Annotated in this window: 14 protein-coding genes; 5 read left to right on the forward strand and 9 right to left on the reverse strand. The window is 67.1% G+C overall.

The features are described from left to right. Nucleotides 1-104 precede the first annotated feature (104 nt). From ABE960_RS00765 to ABE960_RS00785, 5 genes are all read right to left on the reverse strand, one after another. Nucleotides 105-656: a dihydrofolate reductase gene (locus ABE960_RS00765; RefSeq protein ID WP_349760310.1), complete on the reverse strand. Its 552-nt coding sequence runs from the start codon at nt 654-656 to the stop codon at nt 105-107. Beyond that, nucleotides 653-1,477: a thymidylate synthase gene (locus tag ABE960_RS00770; protein ID WP_349760782.1), complete on the reverse strand. Its 825-nt coding sequence runs from the start codon at nt 1,475-1,477 to the stop codon at nt 653-655. The genes ABE960_RS00765 and ABE960_RS00770 overlap by 4 nt, the downstream gene beginning before the upstream one ends. Nucleotides 1,478-1,550: 73 nt before the next feature. Beyond that, the gene (gene lgt / locus ABE960_RS00775) at nt 1,551-2,342 is read right to left on the reverse strand and encodes a prolipoprotein diacylglyceryl transferase (protein WP_349760311.1); all 792 of its coding nucleotides are present in this window, start codon (nt 2,340-2,342) and stop codon (nt 1,551-1,553) included. Nucleotides 2,343-2,362: 20 nt separating this feature from the next. Beyond that, nucleotides 2,363-3,157: a sulfite exporter TauE/SafE family protein gene (locus ABE960_RS00780; RefSeq protein ID WP_349760312.1), complete on the reverse strand. Its 795-nt coding sequence runs from the start codon at nt 3,155-3,157 to the stop codon at nt 2,363-2,365. After that, complete coding sequence (locus ABE960_RS00785) at nt 3,154-4,263, reverse strand: response regulator (RefSeq protein ID WP_349760313.1); 1,110 nt, start codon at nt 4,261-4,263, stop codon at nt 3,154-3,156. The genes ABE960_RS00780 and ABE960_RS00785 overlap by 4 nt, the downstream gene beginning before the upstream one ends. Before the next feature lie 123 nt (nt 4,264-4,386). Here ABE960_RS00785 and ABE960_RS00790 point away from each other — a divergent pair, with 123 nt between their 5' ends. Beyond that, the gene (locus ABE960_RS00790; RefSeq protein ID WP_349760314.1) at nt 4,387-5,163 is read left to right on the forward strand and encodes an NRDE family protein; all 777 of its coding nucleotides are present in this window, start codon (nt 4,387-4,389) and stop codon (nt 5,161-5,163) included. Between the two features lie 104 nt (nt 5,164-5,267). Here ABE960_RS00790 and ptsP read toward each other — a convergent pair whose 3' ends face one another. Together ptsP and ABE960_RS00800 are read right to left on the reverse strand one after the other, a co-directional pair. Then, a complete protein-coding gene (gene ptsP / locus ABE960_RS00795) occupies nt 5,268-7,529 on the reverse strand; it encodes a phosphoenolpyruvate--protein phosphotransferase (RefSeq protein ID WP_349760783.1) in 2,262 nt (753 codons plus the stop codon). 70 nt (nt 7,530-7,599) lie between these two features. Then, nucleotides 7,600-8,091: an RNA pyrophosphohydrolase gene (locus tag ABE960_RS00800; protein WP_349760315.1), complete on the reverse strand. Its 492-nt coding sequence runs from the start codon at nt 8,089-8,091 to the stop codon at nt 7,600-7,602. 212 nt (nt 8,092-8,303) lie between these two features. On the opposite strand from ABE960_RS00800, the gene ABE960_RS00805 reads away from it, so the two are divergent. Next, nucleotides 8,304-8,960, forward strand: coding sequence for a histidinol-phosphatase (locus ABE960_RS00805; protein WP_349760316.1), 657 nt, complete (start codon nt 8,304-8,306; stop codon nt 8,958-8,960). A gap of 125 nt (nt 8,961-9,085) precedes the next feature. Here the strand turns inward: ABE960_RS00805 and ABE960_RS00810 are convergent, their stop codons facing one another. Continuing rightward, the gene (locus ABE960_RS00810) at nt 9,086-10,060 is read right to left on the reverse strand and encodes a malate dehydrogenase (RefSeq protein ID WP_349760317.1); all 975 of its coding nucleotides are present in this window, start codon (nt 10,058-10,060) and stop codon (nt 9,086-9,088) included. A gap of 282 nt (nt 10,061-10,342) precedes the next feature. Between ABE960_RS00810 and ABE960_RS00815 the strand changes: the two genes are divergently transcribed. Continuing rightward, nucleotides 10,343-11,473 carry an efflux RND transporter periplasmic adaptor subunit gene (locus tag ABE960_RS00815; protein ID WP_349760318.1) on the forward strand — a complete coding sequence of 377 codons (1,131 nt, stop codon included), beginning with the start codon at nt 10,343-10,345 and terminating at the stop codon, nt 11,471-11,473. Between the two features lies 1 nt (nt 11,474). Then, nucleotides 11,475-14,537, forward strand: a complete 3,063-nt coding sequence (locus tag ABE960_RS00820) for an efflux RND transporter permease subunit (RefSeq protein ID WP_349760319.1) — start codon at nt 11,475-11,477, stop codon at nt 14,535-14,537. Nucleotides 14,538-14,570: 33 nt separating this feature from the next. On the opposite strand, the gene rsd is transcribed toward ABE960_RS00820, so the two are convergent. Next, on the reverse strand, nt 14,571-15,071 hold the full coding sequence (gene rsd, locus ABE960_RS00825; RefSeq protein WP_349760320.1) for a sigma D regulator: 501 nt from the start codon (nt 15,069-15,071) through the stop codon (nt 14,571-14,573). A 323-nt stretch (nt 15,072-15,394) separates the two neighbouring features. On the opposite strand from rsd, the gene ABE960_RS00830 reads away from it, so the two are divergent. Further along, nucleotides 15,395-16,537, forward strand: coding sequence for an ABC transporter substrate-binding protein (locus ABE960_RS00830; protein ID WP_349760784.1), 1,143 nt, complete (start codon nt 15,395-15,397; stop codon nt 16,535-16,537). Nucleotides 16,538-16,554 lie beyond the last annotated feature (17 nt).

Genomic DNA, 16,554 nt, shown 5'->3' on the forward strand with positions numbered 1-16,554 from the left:
CCCTGACTCGTCCGGCCGCTGCCGGCTCCGGCCGGCAATGGCACTTGCTGCTCAGTCTGTGCCAGGCGTGGCCTGGTGACAAATGTCGGTGGCAGGCGACGCCATCAGCGACGCTGCCCTTGATATCGACGGTACTCCACGAAATCATAGCGCGGCTGGCCCTCGGCAGGCTCGCCGGCCACACGCTGCTTCTCCTCCCAGTCGCCCATGTCGAGCTCGGGGAAACGGGCATCGCCCTGGACCTCGATGTCCACCTCAGTGAGGTATAGCCGGCTGGCGCAGGGCAGCGCCTGGGCATAGATCTCGGCCCCGCCCATCACCATGATCTCCTCGACGCCGTCGATGGTGGCCTGCTGGTCGGCCAGTGTCAGCGCGGAGGCGATGTCATGACAGACCCGCACGCCGTCGGGATGGAAGTCGGGATCCCGGGTCACCACGATATTGAGACGCCCGGGCAGCGGCCGACCGATGGATTGAAAGGTCTTGCGCCCCATCACCAGCGGCTTGGCCTGGGTCATCCGCTTGAAGAACTTCAGGTCCTCCGGCAGGTACCAGGGCAGCTGGTTGTCCACGCCGATCACGCGATTGCGGGACATGGCGGCAATCATCGCGATGGGGATGAGGGTCTCGTCGGTCAAGCCGCTCGCCTCGCTCATACGGCCACCTCGGCCTTGATATGGGGGTGTGGGTCGTACCCCTCGATGGCGATGTGCTCGAAGCGGAAGTCGAAGAGATCGTCCACCGAGGGGTCCAGCACCAGGCGAGGCGCCGGGCGCGGCGTGCGCGAGAGCTGCTCCTCGGCCTGCTCGAGATGGTTGAGGTAGAGGTGGGCATCGCCCAGGGTATGAACGAAGTCACCGGGCTCGAGTCCCGCGACCCGGGCGATCATCTGGGTCAGAAGCGCGTAGCTGGCGATGTTGAACGGCACACCGAGGAAGATGTCGGCGCTGCGCTGGTAGAGCTGGCAGGAAAGCCGCCCCTCGGCCACGTAGAACTGGAACAGGCAGTGGCACGGCGGCAAGGCCATCTCGTCGACCAGCGCCGGGTTCCAGGCCGAGACGATCAGCCGGCGCGAGCGCGGGTTGGTGCGAATCTGCTGGAGCAGGTTGACGATCTGGTCGACGTGCCCGCCTCGCGGGTCGGGCCAGCTGCGCCATTGGTAGCCGTAGACCGGCCCCAGGTCGCCGTTCTCGTCGGCCCAGTCGTCCCAGATGCGCACCCCGTTGTCCTTGAGGTAGGCGATGTTAGTGTCGCCGGCCAGGAACCACAGCAGCTCGTGGATGATCGAGCGCAGGTGCAGCTTCTTGGTGGTGACCAGCGGGAAGCCCCGCGAGAGGTCGAAGCGCATCTGGTGGCCAAACAGCGAGCGTGTGCCGACACCGGTGCGATCATCACGCTCCACGCCATGGTCGAGCACCTGGCGCATCAGGTCGAGATAGGGCTGTTCCAGTGCCGGCTGGGCATCGTCGGTGTGCATCGTCTGGGCGGCCCCCGGGTCGAAGATGTGAGTGAGCGAATCGGGAGAGTCTACCGTCCGTCTGGCCCCCTCGCTAGCCGAGTCGGGCATCCACCGGCTGACGACGGGACCAGGTGACCAGCAGGATGCCGGCGACGATCATCGGCAGGCTCAGCAGCATGCCCATGGTCACCCAGCCCAGGGCGATGAAGCCAAGCTGGGGGTCGGGAAGGCGCACGAACTCCACCACGAAGCGGAACACCCCATAGAGCAGCAGGAAGAGGCCAGAGACCAGCCCACGGCGACGCGGTGTCGCCGAGACCCACCACAGCAGCGCAAACAGCACCGCACCCTCCAGCGACGCCTCGTAGAGAGACGAAGGGTGACGCGGCTCCGGACCCATGCCCGGGAAGGGCATGCCCCAGGGCAGCCCGGTGAGACGACCGGGGAGTTCGTGGTTGATGAAGTTGCCGATGCGCCCCGCCCCCAGGCCGATGGGTACCAGGGGGGCCACGAAGTCGGTCAGGGTGATGAAGGCTAGCCGTTTCCTGCGGGCGAACCAGAGGGCGGCTAACAGCACGCCGATCAGGCCGCCGTGGAAGCTCATCCCGCCGTCCCAGACTCGGAAGATCCACAGCGGGTCCGCCAGCCACTGGGACAGCCCATAGAAGAGCCCATAGCCCAGGCGCCCGCCGGCCACCACGCCGATGGCGGCATAGAACAGCAGGTCGCCCACATCGTCGCGGGTCAGGCCGATACGCTGGGCCCGGCGACGCCCCAGGAACCAGGCGGCAACGAAACCGACCACGTACATCAGGCCATACCAGTGAATCTGGAAGGGACCGAACGAGATGGCCACGGGGTCGATGTCGGGATAGCGCAGCATGGGATGCCCTTGAAAAACGATTAGAGGAGAAACTTCAGGCCCACCACCGCCAGCAGGGCGGCGAAGGAGAGGCGCAGCGCCCGGGCCGACAGCCGATGGGCCAGTAACACCCCGAGGCGCGCGAAGGGCACGCTGGCCAGCACGATGCCCAGGAAGGCGGGCAACATGACGAAGCCGACGGCCCCTGACGGCAACAGGGGGTTGCCCCACCCAACCACCATGAAGGTGGCCGCGCCGAACAGCGCGATGGGCAGGCCGCAGGCCGATGAGGTACCCACGGCCTGGGTCATGGTGGCCCCGCAGCGCGACAGCCAGGGCACGCTGAGGGTGCCCCCGCCGATGCCGAACAGCGCCGATACGCCGCCGACCACCACCCCCGCCAGACCCATCGCGGCAGGACCGGACTGCGCCCCGCCTGGCCTGGGGCCTCGCCCCAGCGCCATCTTCAACGCGACCAGTATCACGAAGAGGCCAAACAGGGTTCCCAGCAGCCCGCCGGAGAGGCTGCCGGCAACGAAGACCCCGGCGATGGCGCCGAGCACCAGCCCCGGCAACATCGCCAGGAACCAGTCGCGGCGGATGCTGCCGCGACGATAATGCCCCCAGGCCGAGGACGACCCGGTCACCACGATGGTGGCAAGCGAGGTGCCCACGGCCAGGTGCATGGCCACTTCCGGGGCCACGCCCTGCCATCCGAAGGCGGCGATCAGGGACGGCACGATGATCAATCCGCCACCCACGCCGTAGAGGCCGGCCATGGTGCCGGCCACGGCGCCGAGTAAAAGGTAAGCGGCGAGGGTCAGGACGAGGCTCATGCGAGATCGGCTTTTGGAAGGGCCGGCAGCCACAGCCGCAGCTTGTCGACCAGCGCCTGGGGCTGATAGGGCTTGGCCAGGCAGTCGTCCATGCCAGCCTGACGGAAGCGGCGGCGATCCTCGTCGCTGGCGTTGGCGGTCAGCGCCACCAGGATGCTGCGCCGGCGAGGCACCTTGTCGGCCTCCCTCTCACGCCAGTGCCGGCTGGCCTCCACACCGTCCATGCCGGGCATGAAGATGTCCATCAACACCAGGTCGAAGGGCTCGCCTTCGAGCAGTGACAGGGCCTGATCACCGCTGGTGGCCGTGGCGACCTCGAGCCCCTGGCGCTCCAGCACCTGCCGCGCCAGGGTGAGATTCACCGGGCCGTCATCGACGATCAGCACCCGCCATTTCCCGGAGGGCGTGGCCGTCACGGGCACCCTGGAGGTATCACTGGGCTCGCCGAGGTTCTCCAGCAGCAGCATGGCATCGGCCAGACGCTCCCGCAGCGAGAGCAGGGCCGCATGGTCGCGATCTCCGCTCCCCTGCCCACGGGTATCGCTCTCCAGCACCCCGGTCAGCGAGGTCATCAGCGGGCTCAACGACTGCTGCAGGTGGGAGAGGAAGACGGACTTGATGCGCGAATCCTCGCGGGCCCTCACCCGCCCGGCCTCCAGCCGCTCGAGCTGGCCCTTGCAGGCCTGGAGGTCGCCGGCCAGGCGCCACTCGGCGTCACGCCTCTGTTCGAGGTCACCACGCCAGCTTTCCACCAGGTCCTCACAGGAGTCCGCCAGGGCCTCGAGTCGTTGCGAAAGCGGCAGATCATGGCGCTGAGGCCGGTGGTGTCGAGCCAGATACGCCTCGAGACCGGCCAGGGCCTCGTCGACTTCACGTTGTTTCCCGCGCAGGCGCTGCCGGAGCAGGGTCATGAAGACCGCCCCGTTGAGGCTGCTGCCCAGCAGCATCGCCAGCAGCAACCAGAGGGTGGCGCCCCACGAGGCATGTGTGGGCATCATCCACCACAGCAAGACCCCGACCACCAGGCAGAGCGTCACCAGGGCTACCTGAGCCAGCAGCACCGGCCAGAGGATCGGCCAGACCAGACGCGTCCAGAAGCGGTCCATGCTGAGATTGTCCTGCATTGTCATCCCTGGGTAAGCTCAACAGTTAACTGAGTGTACGCGGCCGTGTCGGAGCTGTCATGACGGCACCTTCCCCCCGGGCCTGCAGCCGGCTAAGCTGGCCCCATGTGCCTGATCGCCTTCGACCATCGCCCCGGCAGCGACTATCCGCTGCGCCTGGTGGCCAACCGTGACGAGTTCCACGCCCGGCCGTCGGCGCCGCTGGCAGCCTGGGATGAGGCCTCCGCTATCGTCGGTGGCCGAGACCTGGAGGCCGGCGGCACCTGGCTGGCCGTGCACCGCCGCGGCCGTGTCGCCGCCGTGACCAATGTCCGCGACCCTCGCCTCAACATGCCACCGGGTGCACCGAGTCGCGGCGAGCTGGTGCGCGAGGCCCTGGAACACGACGACCTGACGGCCTGGCTAGACCGGCTGGCGGGCGGGGCGGCCCGGAACTATGCCGGCTTCAACCTGCTGGTGGGTGACGGGGAGACGCTTTGGCATCTGCATCGTGGCCTCGACGATATCCGCCTCAGACAAGTTCCTCCTGGCCTGCATGGCCTGTCCAACGCCAGCCTGGATACTCCCTGGCCGAAACTGATCGCTGCCCGACAGGGGCTCGAAGCCGGCCTGCGCCATGGCCGTTGGCCGGCGGAAGCCCTGACTGTGCTCGGTGACGCCCACCTCTTCGATGACGACGAGCTGCCGGAGACCGGCGTGGGACTCGAACAGGAGCGCCGGCTGTCGTCCTGCTTCATCGTCGGCAGGGACTACGGCACCCGGGCCACCACCTGGCTGACCTGGCACGGCGATGGGCGGATCGAGATCGGTGAGCGCCGCTTCGGACCGGACGGGGTGCCACTTGGGGAAAAGGTGGAGCGGCTATCCACTAGCCAGCAATAGCAGCCTTGCTCTCGAGGCAGTGGCTGCCATGGCCACCATCATTTCCAGAACACCTCCCCCGATCGCGCTGCAAGCAGCGCTCCCGCAGAGGGGTGCCAGGGCACTCAGTCCCTTGGCGGCAGCAGGTGGGCGAGATCCCAGCCGCCGAGGCGTTCCGCGAGATGGCGGCGCACATCTCCGGGAGAATCGAGCCTGAGGGTCTCATCGACCAGCTCCCGGGCACTCTCGAGGGGCACACGGCGTATCGCCGCCCTCACCCTCGGCAGGCTGGGCGCGTTCATCGACAGGGCATCGAAGCCCATGCCCATCAGCAGCAGCGCCCCGGCGGGGTCCCCGGCCATCTCGCCACACACCGAAGTCGGCATGGCCAGGCGCCGGGTATCGTCGCCTAGCCGCGCCATGGCCGAGAGCACGGCGGGATGGCAGGCGTCGTAGAGGTCGGCGACCCGCGGGTTGTTGCGATCCACCGCCAGCAGATACTGGGTAAGGTCGTTGCTGCCCACCGAGAAGAAGTCGACGCGCCTGGCCAAGGCATCGAGCTGGTAGAGGGTCGCCGGCACCTCCAGCATCACTCCCACCTTGGGTCGATTGACCGGCACCCCCTCCTCGCCGAGCTCGACGATGGCGCGGTCGAGCAGGCGCATCGCATCGTCGACCTCATCGACATTGGTGACCATGGGCAGCAGCACCTGCAGGTTGTCGAGCCCCTGGGAGGCGCGCAGCATGGCGCGCAACTGCACCATCAGCACCTCGGGGTGATCGAGGGTGACCCGGATGCCGCGCCAGCCCAGGAAGGGGTTGGCCTCCTCGATGGGGAAGTAGGGCAGGTCCTTGTCGCCGCCGATGTCCAGGGTGCGCATCACCACCGGCAAGGGCGCGAAACTCTCGAGCTGGTCGCGATAGAGGCGGGTCTGTTCCTGTTCACCGGGGAAGCGCTCGGTGATCATGAAGGGCACTTCGGTGCGATAGAGCCCCACCCCGCCGATGCGCGACTTGAGCGACGCCACGGCGTCCACCGTCAGGCCGGTGTTGACCATCAGCGGCATGTCATGGCCATCCGGGGTGCGGCTGGGCAGGTCCTGCTCGTGCTCCAGCACCTCCATCAGCGCCAGCTCCTCGTCGATCAGGCCCTGGTAGTGGCTCTCGAGCTCCGGCGAGGGGCGAACGAAGAGGCGCCCGCGGTGGCCATCCAGCACCACCCGGTTGCCGCCGAGACGCGGCAGCGGCAGGTCGACCATGCCGGACACGGTGGGAATGCCCATGGCCCGGGCGACGATGGCCACATGGGAGGTACTGGAGCCGCGCACCGAGATCAGGCCGGCGAGCTTGTCGCGAGGGACCTCGCCGAGCAACGCCACACTGATCTCGTCGCCCACCAGGATGGTGCTGTCGGGATAGACCTCCGGGTTCTGGGGGGTCTCCTCCTGCAGGTGGGCCAGCACCCGCCTGCCCAGGTCGCGGACGTCCGCCGCACGTTCCCGAAGGTAGTTGTCGTCAACCCGCTCCAGGTACTGAACGTGGCGACGCACAACATCGGCCAGCGCGCCGGGCGCCCACTGCCCCTCGCGGATGCGATTCTCGACCTCCTGGGAGAGAGCCGCCTCGCCGAGCATCTGCTGGTAGACATCGAACAGCGCGAGCTCCTGGGCGGAAATGCGGCTGGCAAGACGCTGGCCCGCGGAGCGGATCTCCTCGCGGACCCGGCCGATGGCCTCCTTGAAACGGGCGATCTCGTACTCGACATCGGTGGGTACCAGGTCGGGTACGCTGTTGAGGTCAGCCGGAGCGGCGATGACGACCGCCTCGCCGATGGCCATGCCGGGCGAGGCCGCCACCCCGGTGAATCGAGCCTCACCCCCGGGCAGGCTCGGCCGATTGAGCCCGCCGGTCGCCAGGGCATGAGCCAGCACACCGGCCAGCTGGGCGGCCATGGTAACCAGGAAGGCCTCGTCTTCCTCGTCGAAGCGCCGCTTCTCGGACTGCTGCACCACCAGAACGCCGAGCATGCGGCGCTGGTGGATGATCGGCACGCCGAGAAAGCTGGAATAGCGCTCCTCGCCGGTGGCCTCGAAGTAGAGGAACTGAGGATGGGCCTGGGCATCTTCCAGGTTGAGCGGCTCCTCGCGCTTCGCCACCAGGCCCACCAGGCCTTCGCCTACCTCCAGGCTCACTCGCCCCACCGCCTGGGCACGCAGGCCGATAGTCTCCATCAGCACCAGTCGGTCGATGGCGCTGTCGAAGAGGTAGAAGGAGCATACGTCGGTGAGCATGGCCTTGCGGATGCGTCGCACCATGGTGGCCAGGGCCGCGTCCAGGCTGCGAGCTCCGTTGACCTCCTGAATGATGCGTCGCAACACCTCGAGCATCGGCGTCTTGTTTTCCATGGTGGTTGTCTCTCGCCTCGCTGAGGAAATCCGCGACCGTCAGGCCCTCGACTCATCCATGTCCGAGTGCCAGCCGCTGTGCCCGGGACGACAACTCGCGCAGGGCGCGACGGTAGACCTCCCGCTTGAAGGGCACGACCTGCCCCAGAGGGTACCAGTAGCTGACCCATCGCCAGCCATCGAATTCCGGCTTGCCGGACATGTCCATGCATATCCGGCTTTCCTGGCAGCGGATCCTCAGCAGGAACCACTTCTGTTTCTGGCCGATGCACACCGGCCTCGAGTGGGTACGAACCATGCGTCGCGGCAGGCGATAGCGCAGCCAGCCCCGGGTACAGGCAAGGATCTCGACGTCCTCGGCGGTGAGGCCGATCTCCTCGTGCAGCTCACGAAAAAGTGCCTGTTGCGGATTCTCGTCAGCCTTGATGCCACCCTGGGGAAACTGCCACGCATTCTGCCCTACCCGACGCGCCCAAAGCAGCTGCCCCATCTCGTTGGCGATGATGATGCCAACATTGGGGCGAAAGCCGTCAGCGTCGATCACGGACTTCACCTTAATGGATCAAGTAATGAGACCATTCTTCCACAAGGCCACAAAGAGCATCAATACAACCGGGAAGTTAGTGATGAACCGGCGGCGATCCGCCCCCGGGCTTGTGCTCGAAGCTTGCCATCGCTTCTGCCATAATCGCCGACCTCGTCGTGACCGAGACACCTACCGGTCCACCCACACCGACAACACATGAGGGAAACGCAGTGAGCCTGGCCATCTTCGACCTGGACAACACCCTGCTGTCGATCGACAGCGACCATGCCTGGGGCGAGTTCCTGCTGGAACAGGGCGCCGTGGACCCGGTGACCTACCGCGAGGCCAATGACCGTTTCCTGGCCGACTACGAGGCGGGCACTCTGGACATGCAGGCCTTCCTCGAGGTAGCCCTGCGACCACTCGCAGAGCACAGCCCCGAGCAGCTCGCCGCCTGGCATCAGCAGTTCATGGCCAGCAAGATCGAGCCACACATCCTGTCCAAGGGCGAGGAACTGGTGGCCCGCCACCGCACCCGCGGCGACACCCTGCTGATCATCACCGCCACCAACCGCTTCATCACCGGCCCCATCGCCGAACGCCTGGGCATCGACGACTTGATCGCCGTGGAGCCCGAGATGGTCGATGGGCGCTATACCGGTCGCACCGTCGGCATCCCCAGCTACCGAGAGGGCAAGGTCAAGCGTCTGGACGCATGGCTTGCCGGCCAGGACCTGTCCCTGGACGGAAGCTGGTTCTACAGCGACTCCCATAACGACCTGGCGCTGCTTGAGCAGATCGACCACCCGGTGGCGGTGGACCCCGACCCAAGCCTGCGCGAAGTGGCCGAGGCCCGCGGCTGGAAGATCATCAGCCTGAGGGACTGAGCGGCCTAAGGATACTCGGCAAGAACCGAAAAACCCGCCGGATTCGATCCAGCGGGTTTTTCATTTACAGCCGTTTAGCCAGAAGCCCGTCAACGAGCAGCTCGGCGCTTGTAGCTCGGTGCTGCTTAGCCCAGCAGATGCTCGACGGCGGCGCGCTCCTGGCGCAACTCGTCCTCGGTCGCCTGCATGCGGCCGCGGCTGAAGTCATCGATCTCCAGGCCCTGGACGATCTCGTACTTGCCGTTCCGGCAGACCACCGGGTAGGAGTACATGATGCCCGGCTCGACGCCATAGCTGCCGTCGGCGGGGATGCCCATGCTCACCACCTCGTCGGTGCCCAGCGCCCAGTCACGCATGTGGTCGATGGCCGCGGAGGCCGCGGAGGCCGCGGAAGAAGCCCCGCGCGCCTTGATGATGGCGGCGCCGCGCTGCTGCACGGTGGGGATGAAGTCGTTCTCGTACCAGTCGCGATCGACCAGGTCCAGGGCCGGTTTGCCGTCCACCTTGCAGTGGGCCAGGTCCGGGTACTGGGTCGCGCTGTGGTTGCCCCAGACCACCATGGACTCGACGTCGTTGACGTGCTTGTCGGCCTTCTGGGCCAGTTGGGTCTTGGCGCGGTTGTGGTCCAGGCGCATCATCGCGGTGAACTGACCCGCATCAAGGTCCGGCGCATTGCAGGAAGCGATCAGGGCGTTGGTGTTAGCCGGGTTGCCGACCACCAGCACGCGCACGTCACGGCTGGCATGGTCGTTGATCGCCTTGCCCTGCACGGAGAAGATCGCGGCGTTGGCCTCGAGCAGATCCTTGCGCTCCATGCCCGGCCCCCGCGGACGGGCACCGACCAGCAGGGCGAAGTCGGCATCCTTGAAGGCGACATTGGCGTCGTCGGTGGCAACGATGTCCTGCACCAGCGGGAAGGCGCAGTCATTGAGCTCCATCACCACGCCGTTCAGGGCGTCCATGGCCGGCGGGATCTCCAGCAGTTGCAGGATGACCGGCTGGTCCTTGCCCAGCATGTCGCCGGAGGCGATACGAAAGGCGAGGGAGTAGCTGATCTGGCCGGCAGCACCGGTGATGGCAATACGGACGGGGTCTTTCATGGTAGCTCCTTGGGTTGTCAACACGCGGGTTGTCGCCGTGAGGATGAGCCAGGTGGGCCGGCGGCCCATCTGACCGGAATTCGAACCGCCAAGATGTTATGCCTGCACTGCACAAAACTCAATTCGACCTGCGACTAGACCCGCCAGGAAGACCACTCCCTCGCACGGAGGCCATGGGCGAGCCAGAGACACTCCGGGCCCGCTGGGCTATGCTGGCCGCCTGGCCCCGGGTATTTGCCAGCCCACACTATCGAACGCCGCGTCGCACCAGGGAAGGTCCGAATGTCTCGTCGTCTCCCCCCACTCCCCCTCCTGCTGGCCCTCGGGCTGGCCTGCCTGCTGCTGCTGTGGCTCGCCCTGGGCGATATCGAGGGCTTTCGCGACGCCCCCCCGGAGCGTGCCGCGGCCGAAGGGCCGACGCCGACACGGGTCGAGGTGGTGGAACGCCACGCGGCCCCCTACACGCCACACCGAGTCCTGCAGGGCCAGCTGGAGGCCCACCGCGAGGCGGACCTGCGGGCCCGTACGACAGGCCGGGTGGAGGCCTTGCCCATCGCCCTGGGCGAGCGGGTCTCCGCGGGCCAGCCCCTGCTGGCACTCGCCCGAGAGGCGCTGCCCGCGCGGCTCGCACAGGCCGAGGCGGAGCTGGCCCTGGCCAGGGCGGAGCTCGCCGGCGCCGACCGCCTGCACCGCCGCAACCTGGTCTCCGACACCGACATCCTGCGCCTGCAGAGCGAGTTGCGCCGGTCCGAGACCGAGGTCGCCACCCTGCATCGCCAGCTCGATGACACCCGTCCCGAGGCCCCCTTCGACGGCGTACTCGACCGCCTCGACGTGGAACTTGGCGACCTGGTCCAGGCCGGCGAGACCTGGGGGCGACTGGTCGACGACTCCAGTCTCACGGCCACCGCCGCGGCGCCCCAGCGGGATGTCCTGTCGCTGGCTGCGGGGCTTCCCGCGGAGGTACGCCTGCTCGACGGCTCACGCCTGCCCGGCACGCTGACCTTCGTCGCCCACCGGGCCGACGAGACCACCCGCAGCTTCCCCGTCGAGGTCACGGTGGAGAATCCCGACGGACGCCGCCTGGCCGGCGCCAGCGCCACCCTGGTCATCCAGCTGCCCGAGCGTCGGGTGCACCGGCTCTCCCCTGCTCTGCTCGAGCTGGATGAGAAAGGGCAACTGGCGGTGAAGAGACTGGATGAGGACGACCGCGTGGTCATCTCCCCGGTCGAGCTGGTCGACGCCGACGCCGACACCGCCCGGGTGGCCGGCCTGCCCGAGCGGATACGACTGATCACCCTGGGCGGCGGCTTCGTCGATGGGGGCGAACGAGTGGAGGCCGTCATCGCCGAACCGCGCTCCGCGGCACTCGACGATGCGGCCGAGCATCTCGGCGACCGGGAATCGCACTGAGATGCGCACCCTCATCGAGGCGGCACTGGATCGTTCCCGCACCACCCTGCTGCTGCTGGTCGCACTGCTGCTCTCGGGGGTCGCCGCCTGGCAGGCGATCCCCAAGGAAGCCAACCCCGACGTCACCATCCCCATCATCTATGTGTCCCTGTCGCTGGAAGGCGTCAGCCCCGAGGATGGCGAGCGGCTGCTGGTACGCCCCATGGAGCAGGAGCTACGCAGCATCGAGGGACTGCGCAAGATGACCGCCCAGGCAAGCGAGGGCCATGCCGCGGTGACCCTGGAGTTCGATGCCGGTTTCGACCCCGACCAGGCGATGACCGACGTGCGTGAGAAGGTCGACATCGCCAGGGCCGAGCTGCCCGCCGAGGCCGATGAGCCGAGGGTCACGGAGGTCAACGTGGCCCTGTTTCCGATCCTCTCCATCGGTCTCTCCGGGCCCCTCGAGGAGGGCCGGCGACTGGCCGTGGCCCGCCGACTGCAGCAGGAGATCGAAGGCATTCCCGAGGTGCTCGAGGTGGACATCGGCGGTGACCGCGAGGACCTGCTGGAGATCGTCGTGGACCCCCTGATCCTCGACAGCTACGGGATCGAGTTCAACACCCTGTTCACCCTGGTCAGCCGCAACAACCGCCTGGTGGCGGCCGGCAGCCTCGACACGGGTGCGGGCCGCCAGGCCATCAAGGTCCCGGGCGTGGTCGAACGACTCGAAGACGTCATGGCGATGCCCATCAAGGTCGACGGCGACCGGGTCGTCACCTTCGGCGACGTGGCCTGGATCCGCCCCACCTTCAAGGACCCGGAAGGCTTCGCCCGCATCGACGACCAGCCCGCCCTGGTGCTGGAGATATCCAAGCGTGCCGGCGCCAACATCATCGCCACCGTGGCCCAGGTAAGGGCACTGTTCGAGGCGGCGGCCGACCTGCTTCCCGACGAACTCGAGGTCACCACCATTCTCGACCAGTCCGAGACGGTTCGGGACATCCTCTCGGAATTGCTCAACAACGTGGTCACCGCGGTCGTGCTGGTGCTGATATTGATTCTGGCCGCCATGGGGGTGCGCTCGGCGCTGATGGTCGGGCTGACCATTCCCGGCGCCTTCCTCACCGGCATCCTGATGATCTGGGCACTGGGGTACACCCTCAACATCGTGGTCATGTTCGCGCTGATCCTGGTCGCCGGCATGCTGGTGGATGGCGCCATCGTGGTCAGTGAGCTGGCCGACCGCCACCTGCGCCAGGGCCAGTCCCCCCGGGAGGCCTGGACCCAGGCCGCCACCCGCATGAGCTGGCCGGTGATCGCCTCCATCGCCACCACCCTGGCCGTCTTCGTGCCGCTGCTGTTCTGGCCGGGCGTGGTGGGCCAGTTCATGAAGTACCTGCCCATCACGGTGATCCTCTGCCTGCTGGCGTCGCTGGCCATGGCGCTGGTGTTCCTGCCCACCCTGGGCGGAGTGTTCGGCGCCCGCAGCGTAGCTGTCGTCCGCGACACCGACATGGTCACCGCCGGAGGGAGGCTCTACCGGGGCTTGCTGGCCCGCATGCTCGCCTGGCCGGGGCTCACCCTGCTGGTCGCCCTGCTGATGGTGGCCCTGATCTACGCGACCTATGCACGCTTCAACCACGGCGTCGAGTTCTTCCCCAGCGTCGAGCCCGACACCGCCCAGGTGCTGGTGCGCTCGCGGGGCGACTTCTCCGCCGAGGAGACCGACGCCGTGGTGCGTCGCGTCGAGTCACGTCTCGCCGGCATGAGCGAGGTCCAGGCGCTCTATGCCCGCTCCTTCGCCGTGCCCGACCAGCAGCTGGGCGGCGATGTGGTGGGCGTGCTGCAGTTCCAGCTGATCGACTGGCAGAAGCGCCGCCCGGCCAGCGCGATCCTTGCCGAGATGGCCGAGCGTACCCGTGACCTGCCGGGCCTCAAGCTGGAGTTCCGCGAACAGGAGAGCGGCCCCGCCGCCGGCAAGCCCATCGTGCTGGAGATCAGTGCCCAGGACCCGGCGCTGGCCGACCGGACCATCGAGTCGATTCGACGATCCATGGAGACGCTGGGCGGCTTTCGCGACATCGAGGATAACCGCAGCCTGCCGGGGGTGGAGTGGCGAGTGAAGGTCGATCGCGAGGCCGCCGCTCGCTTCGGCACCGACGTGGCAAGCGTCGGCAGTGCCGTGCAGCTGCTCACAACCGGGCTACGCGTGGCAAGCTACCGACCCGCCGGCGTCAACGAAGAGGTGGATATCCGGGTCCGCCTGCCGGAGGGCGCCCGCTCGCTGGACCAGCTCGGCCGCCTCTCCCTCGACACCCCTCGGGGGCAGGTGCCGATCTCGCACTTCGTGTCATTGGAACCGGCTCCCAAGGTCGGTGTGCTGCACCGTATCGACGGGCGCCGGGCGATCACTCTGGAAGCCGATGTCTCGGCGGGATACCGTCCCGATGAGCGCCTGGAGGCCCTGATGGCGGCCATGGAGGCGCCACCCGATGGAGTGGTGGTCGACGTGGCGGGAGAACAGGCGGACCAGCAGGAGGCGATGCAGTTCCTGACCACCGCCTTCCTGGCGTCGATCTGCCTGATGACACTGATCCTGGTCACCCAGTTCAACAGCCTCTATCAGGCGGCGCTGGTGCTCTCGGCCATCGTCTTCTCCACCGCCGGCGTGCTGCTGGGCCTGCTCGCCACTGCCCAGCCCTTCGGGATCGTCATGGTGGGCATGGGCATCATCGCCCTGGCGGGGATCGTGGTGAACAACAACATCGTGCTGATCGACACTTACAACCAGCTGCGTGGCGATGGGCTCTCGCCCGGAGAGGCGGCCCTCGAGGCCGGCGGCCTGCGTCTGCGCCCGGTGCTGCTGACCGCCGTCACCACGGTACTGGGCCTGATGCCCATGGTGCTGGGCATCAATGTCGACCTGCTCACCCCGAGCCTGGGCATCGGGGCCCCCTCGACCCAGTGGTGGACACAGCTTTCCAGCGCCATCGCCGGCGGCCTGACCTTCGCCACCGGGCTGACGCTGCTGCTCACTCCCTGCATGCTGGTGCTGGGCGCACGGTTCAGCCGCACGCGGTAGGCATGCTCTCCTGGCAGGCCGAGGACGGTGCCCTCAGACCCGGGAGTCGACCGGAGCGTGGGCGGCATCAGGCGAATGAGCCGCATGCAGCCGGGCGATCAGCTGGTCCTCCAGCTCGAAGCGCTGACCGAGCCCCTTGGTGAGACGGTCGATCCAGGCGGGCAGCCGGACGAGGCGCTGTTCGCAGCGCTCCGGGGTGGCGTAGTCCTCGTCGAAGGCGAGCACCAGCTCGGTGGACATCTCGAGACGCTCCATCAGCTGGTCCGCCAGTTTCAGGGCGGGCTCGTCGTCGAAGGCACGGGCTTCTTCGCGCAATTGCGGGTAGATCTCGAAGTGGCCGGCACTGATATAATCCATCAGCAATTCGCTGAAGGCGTCGATACGGGCCTTGTCCACGATCTCCCTTTCGTCGCCGCAGGCATCCTTGAGTTCAACGAAGTTGATCAGCAATTCACGGCGCTCATCGAGCCAGCGATCGATCAGCTGGTGCACTCCACCCCAGCGCTCCCGGGAATTCTTGCAATCTTCCAGCATGGGTTCCTCCCTTGCTCGATGGCCGGCAGCGACAGCGCGCTCGACCCGCGAGACAACAGACTCGCGCCTGCCGGGGGCGGTGTCAATCCTGTAGACCCGGACAGCTCGAACCTCATGATGCCTCCGAGGCCCGCCAGGAGGACAGGATGCATGCATCCCGACAGAAGTGTGGAGAGACTGTCGCGGCATTCGTAGTACATTGATTACTAGCACCTTGTAACGGTGAGAGAATCCGGAGCAGGATGACGCGAGTGCCAGCCGACCTTCAGCGTGCGGCGCAGCGCTCGCCCAACGACACCATCAGGACACCAGAGGGTATTTCCATGAACAAGCTGACCCGTGCCGGCCTTGGCCTGCTGATGACGACTGCCGTAGCCACGGCCCAGGCCGAGGAGGTCAGGATCGGCATGATCACCACCCTCTCTGGCGGTGGCTCCCATCTCGGCGTCGACGTGCGAGATGGCTTCATGCTGGCCATCGAGCAGGCACAGCGCGACGACATCGAGGTCCTGATCCAGGACGACGCCCGTCGTCCCGACCTGGCCAAGACGCTCTCCAACGAGTTCATGCAGCGCGATGACGTCGACATCATGACCGGCATCATCTGGTCGAACCTGGCCATGGCCGTGGTGCCGTCGGTGGTTCGTCAGGGCACCTTCTATCTCTCGCCCAACGCAGGGCCCTCGGACCTGGCAGGCCGCCTCTGCCACGAGAACTACTTCAACGTGGCCTACCAGAACGACAACCTGCACGGCGCGATGGGCGCCTACATGCGCGAGCAGGGCTTCGAGCGTCCCTTCCTGATGGCCCCCAACTACCCTGCCGGCACGGATGCCCTGGCCGGCTTCAAGCACCTCTATGAGGGCGAGGTGGTCGACGAGCGCTATACCCAGCTCGGTCAGACCGACTACGCCGCCGAGATCGCCCAGATCCGCGCCAGCGATGCCGACAGCCTGTTCTTCTTCCTTCCCGGCGGGATGGGCATCTCCTTCATGAAGCAGTGGGAGAACTCGGGCGTCGACATGCCGGTGTTCGGCGCGGCCTTCTCCTTCGACGAGATCATCATCAAGGCGGTGGGCGACGCGGCGATCGGCGCCATCAACACTTCGGAGTGGGCCTATGACATGGACAACGAGGCCAACCGGGCCTTCGTCGAGGCCTTCCGCGAGGCCCATGACCGCACTCCGACCCTCTACGCGGCTCAGGGCTACGACACCGCTCGGCTGATTCTGAGCGCCCTGGACAAGGCGCACCCCGACGACAAGGACGCCTTCCGCGAGGCCCTTCGCGCGGCCGACTTCGCCTCGGTGCGCGGCAAGTTCCGCTTCGGCTCGAACCAGCATCCGATCCAGGACATCTTCGTCCGCGAGGTGGTCGCGGGCGAAGACGGGGAGCCCACCAACCGCCTGGTCGGCATCGCCGTCGAGGACATCCAGGATGTTTATGCCGAGCAGTGCCAGATGTGACCTAAACCCCGGGCCGC

This window comes from Halomonas aquatica, assembly GCF_040196335.1.
Taxonomy (GTDB): Bacteria; Pseudomonadota; Gammaproteobacteria; order Pseudomonadales; family Halomonadaceae; genus Halomonas; species Halomonas aquatica.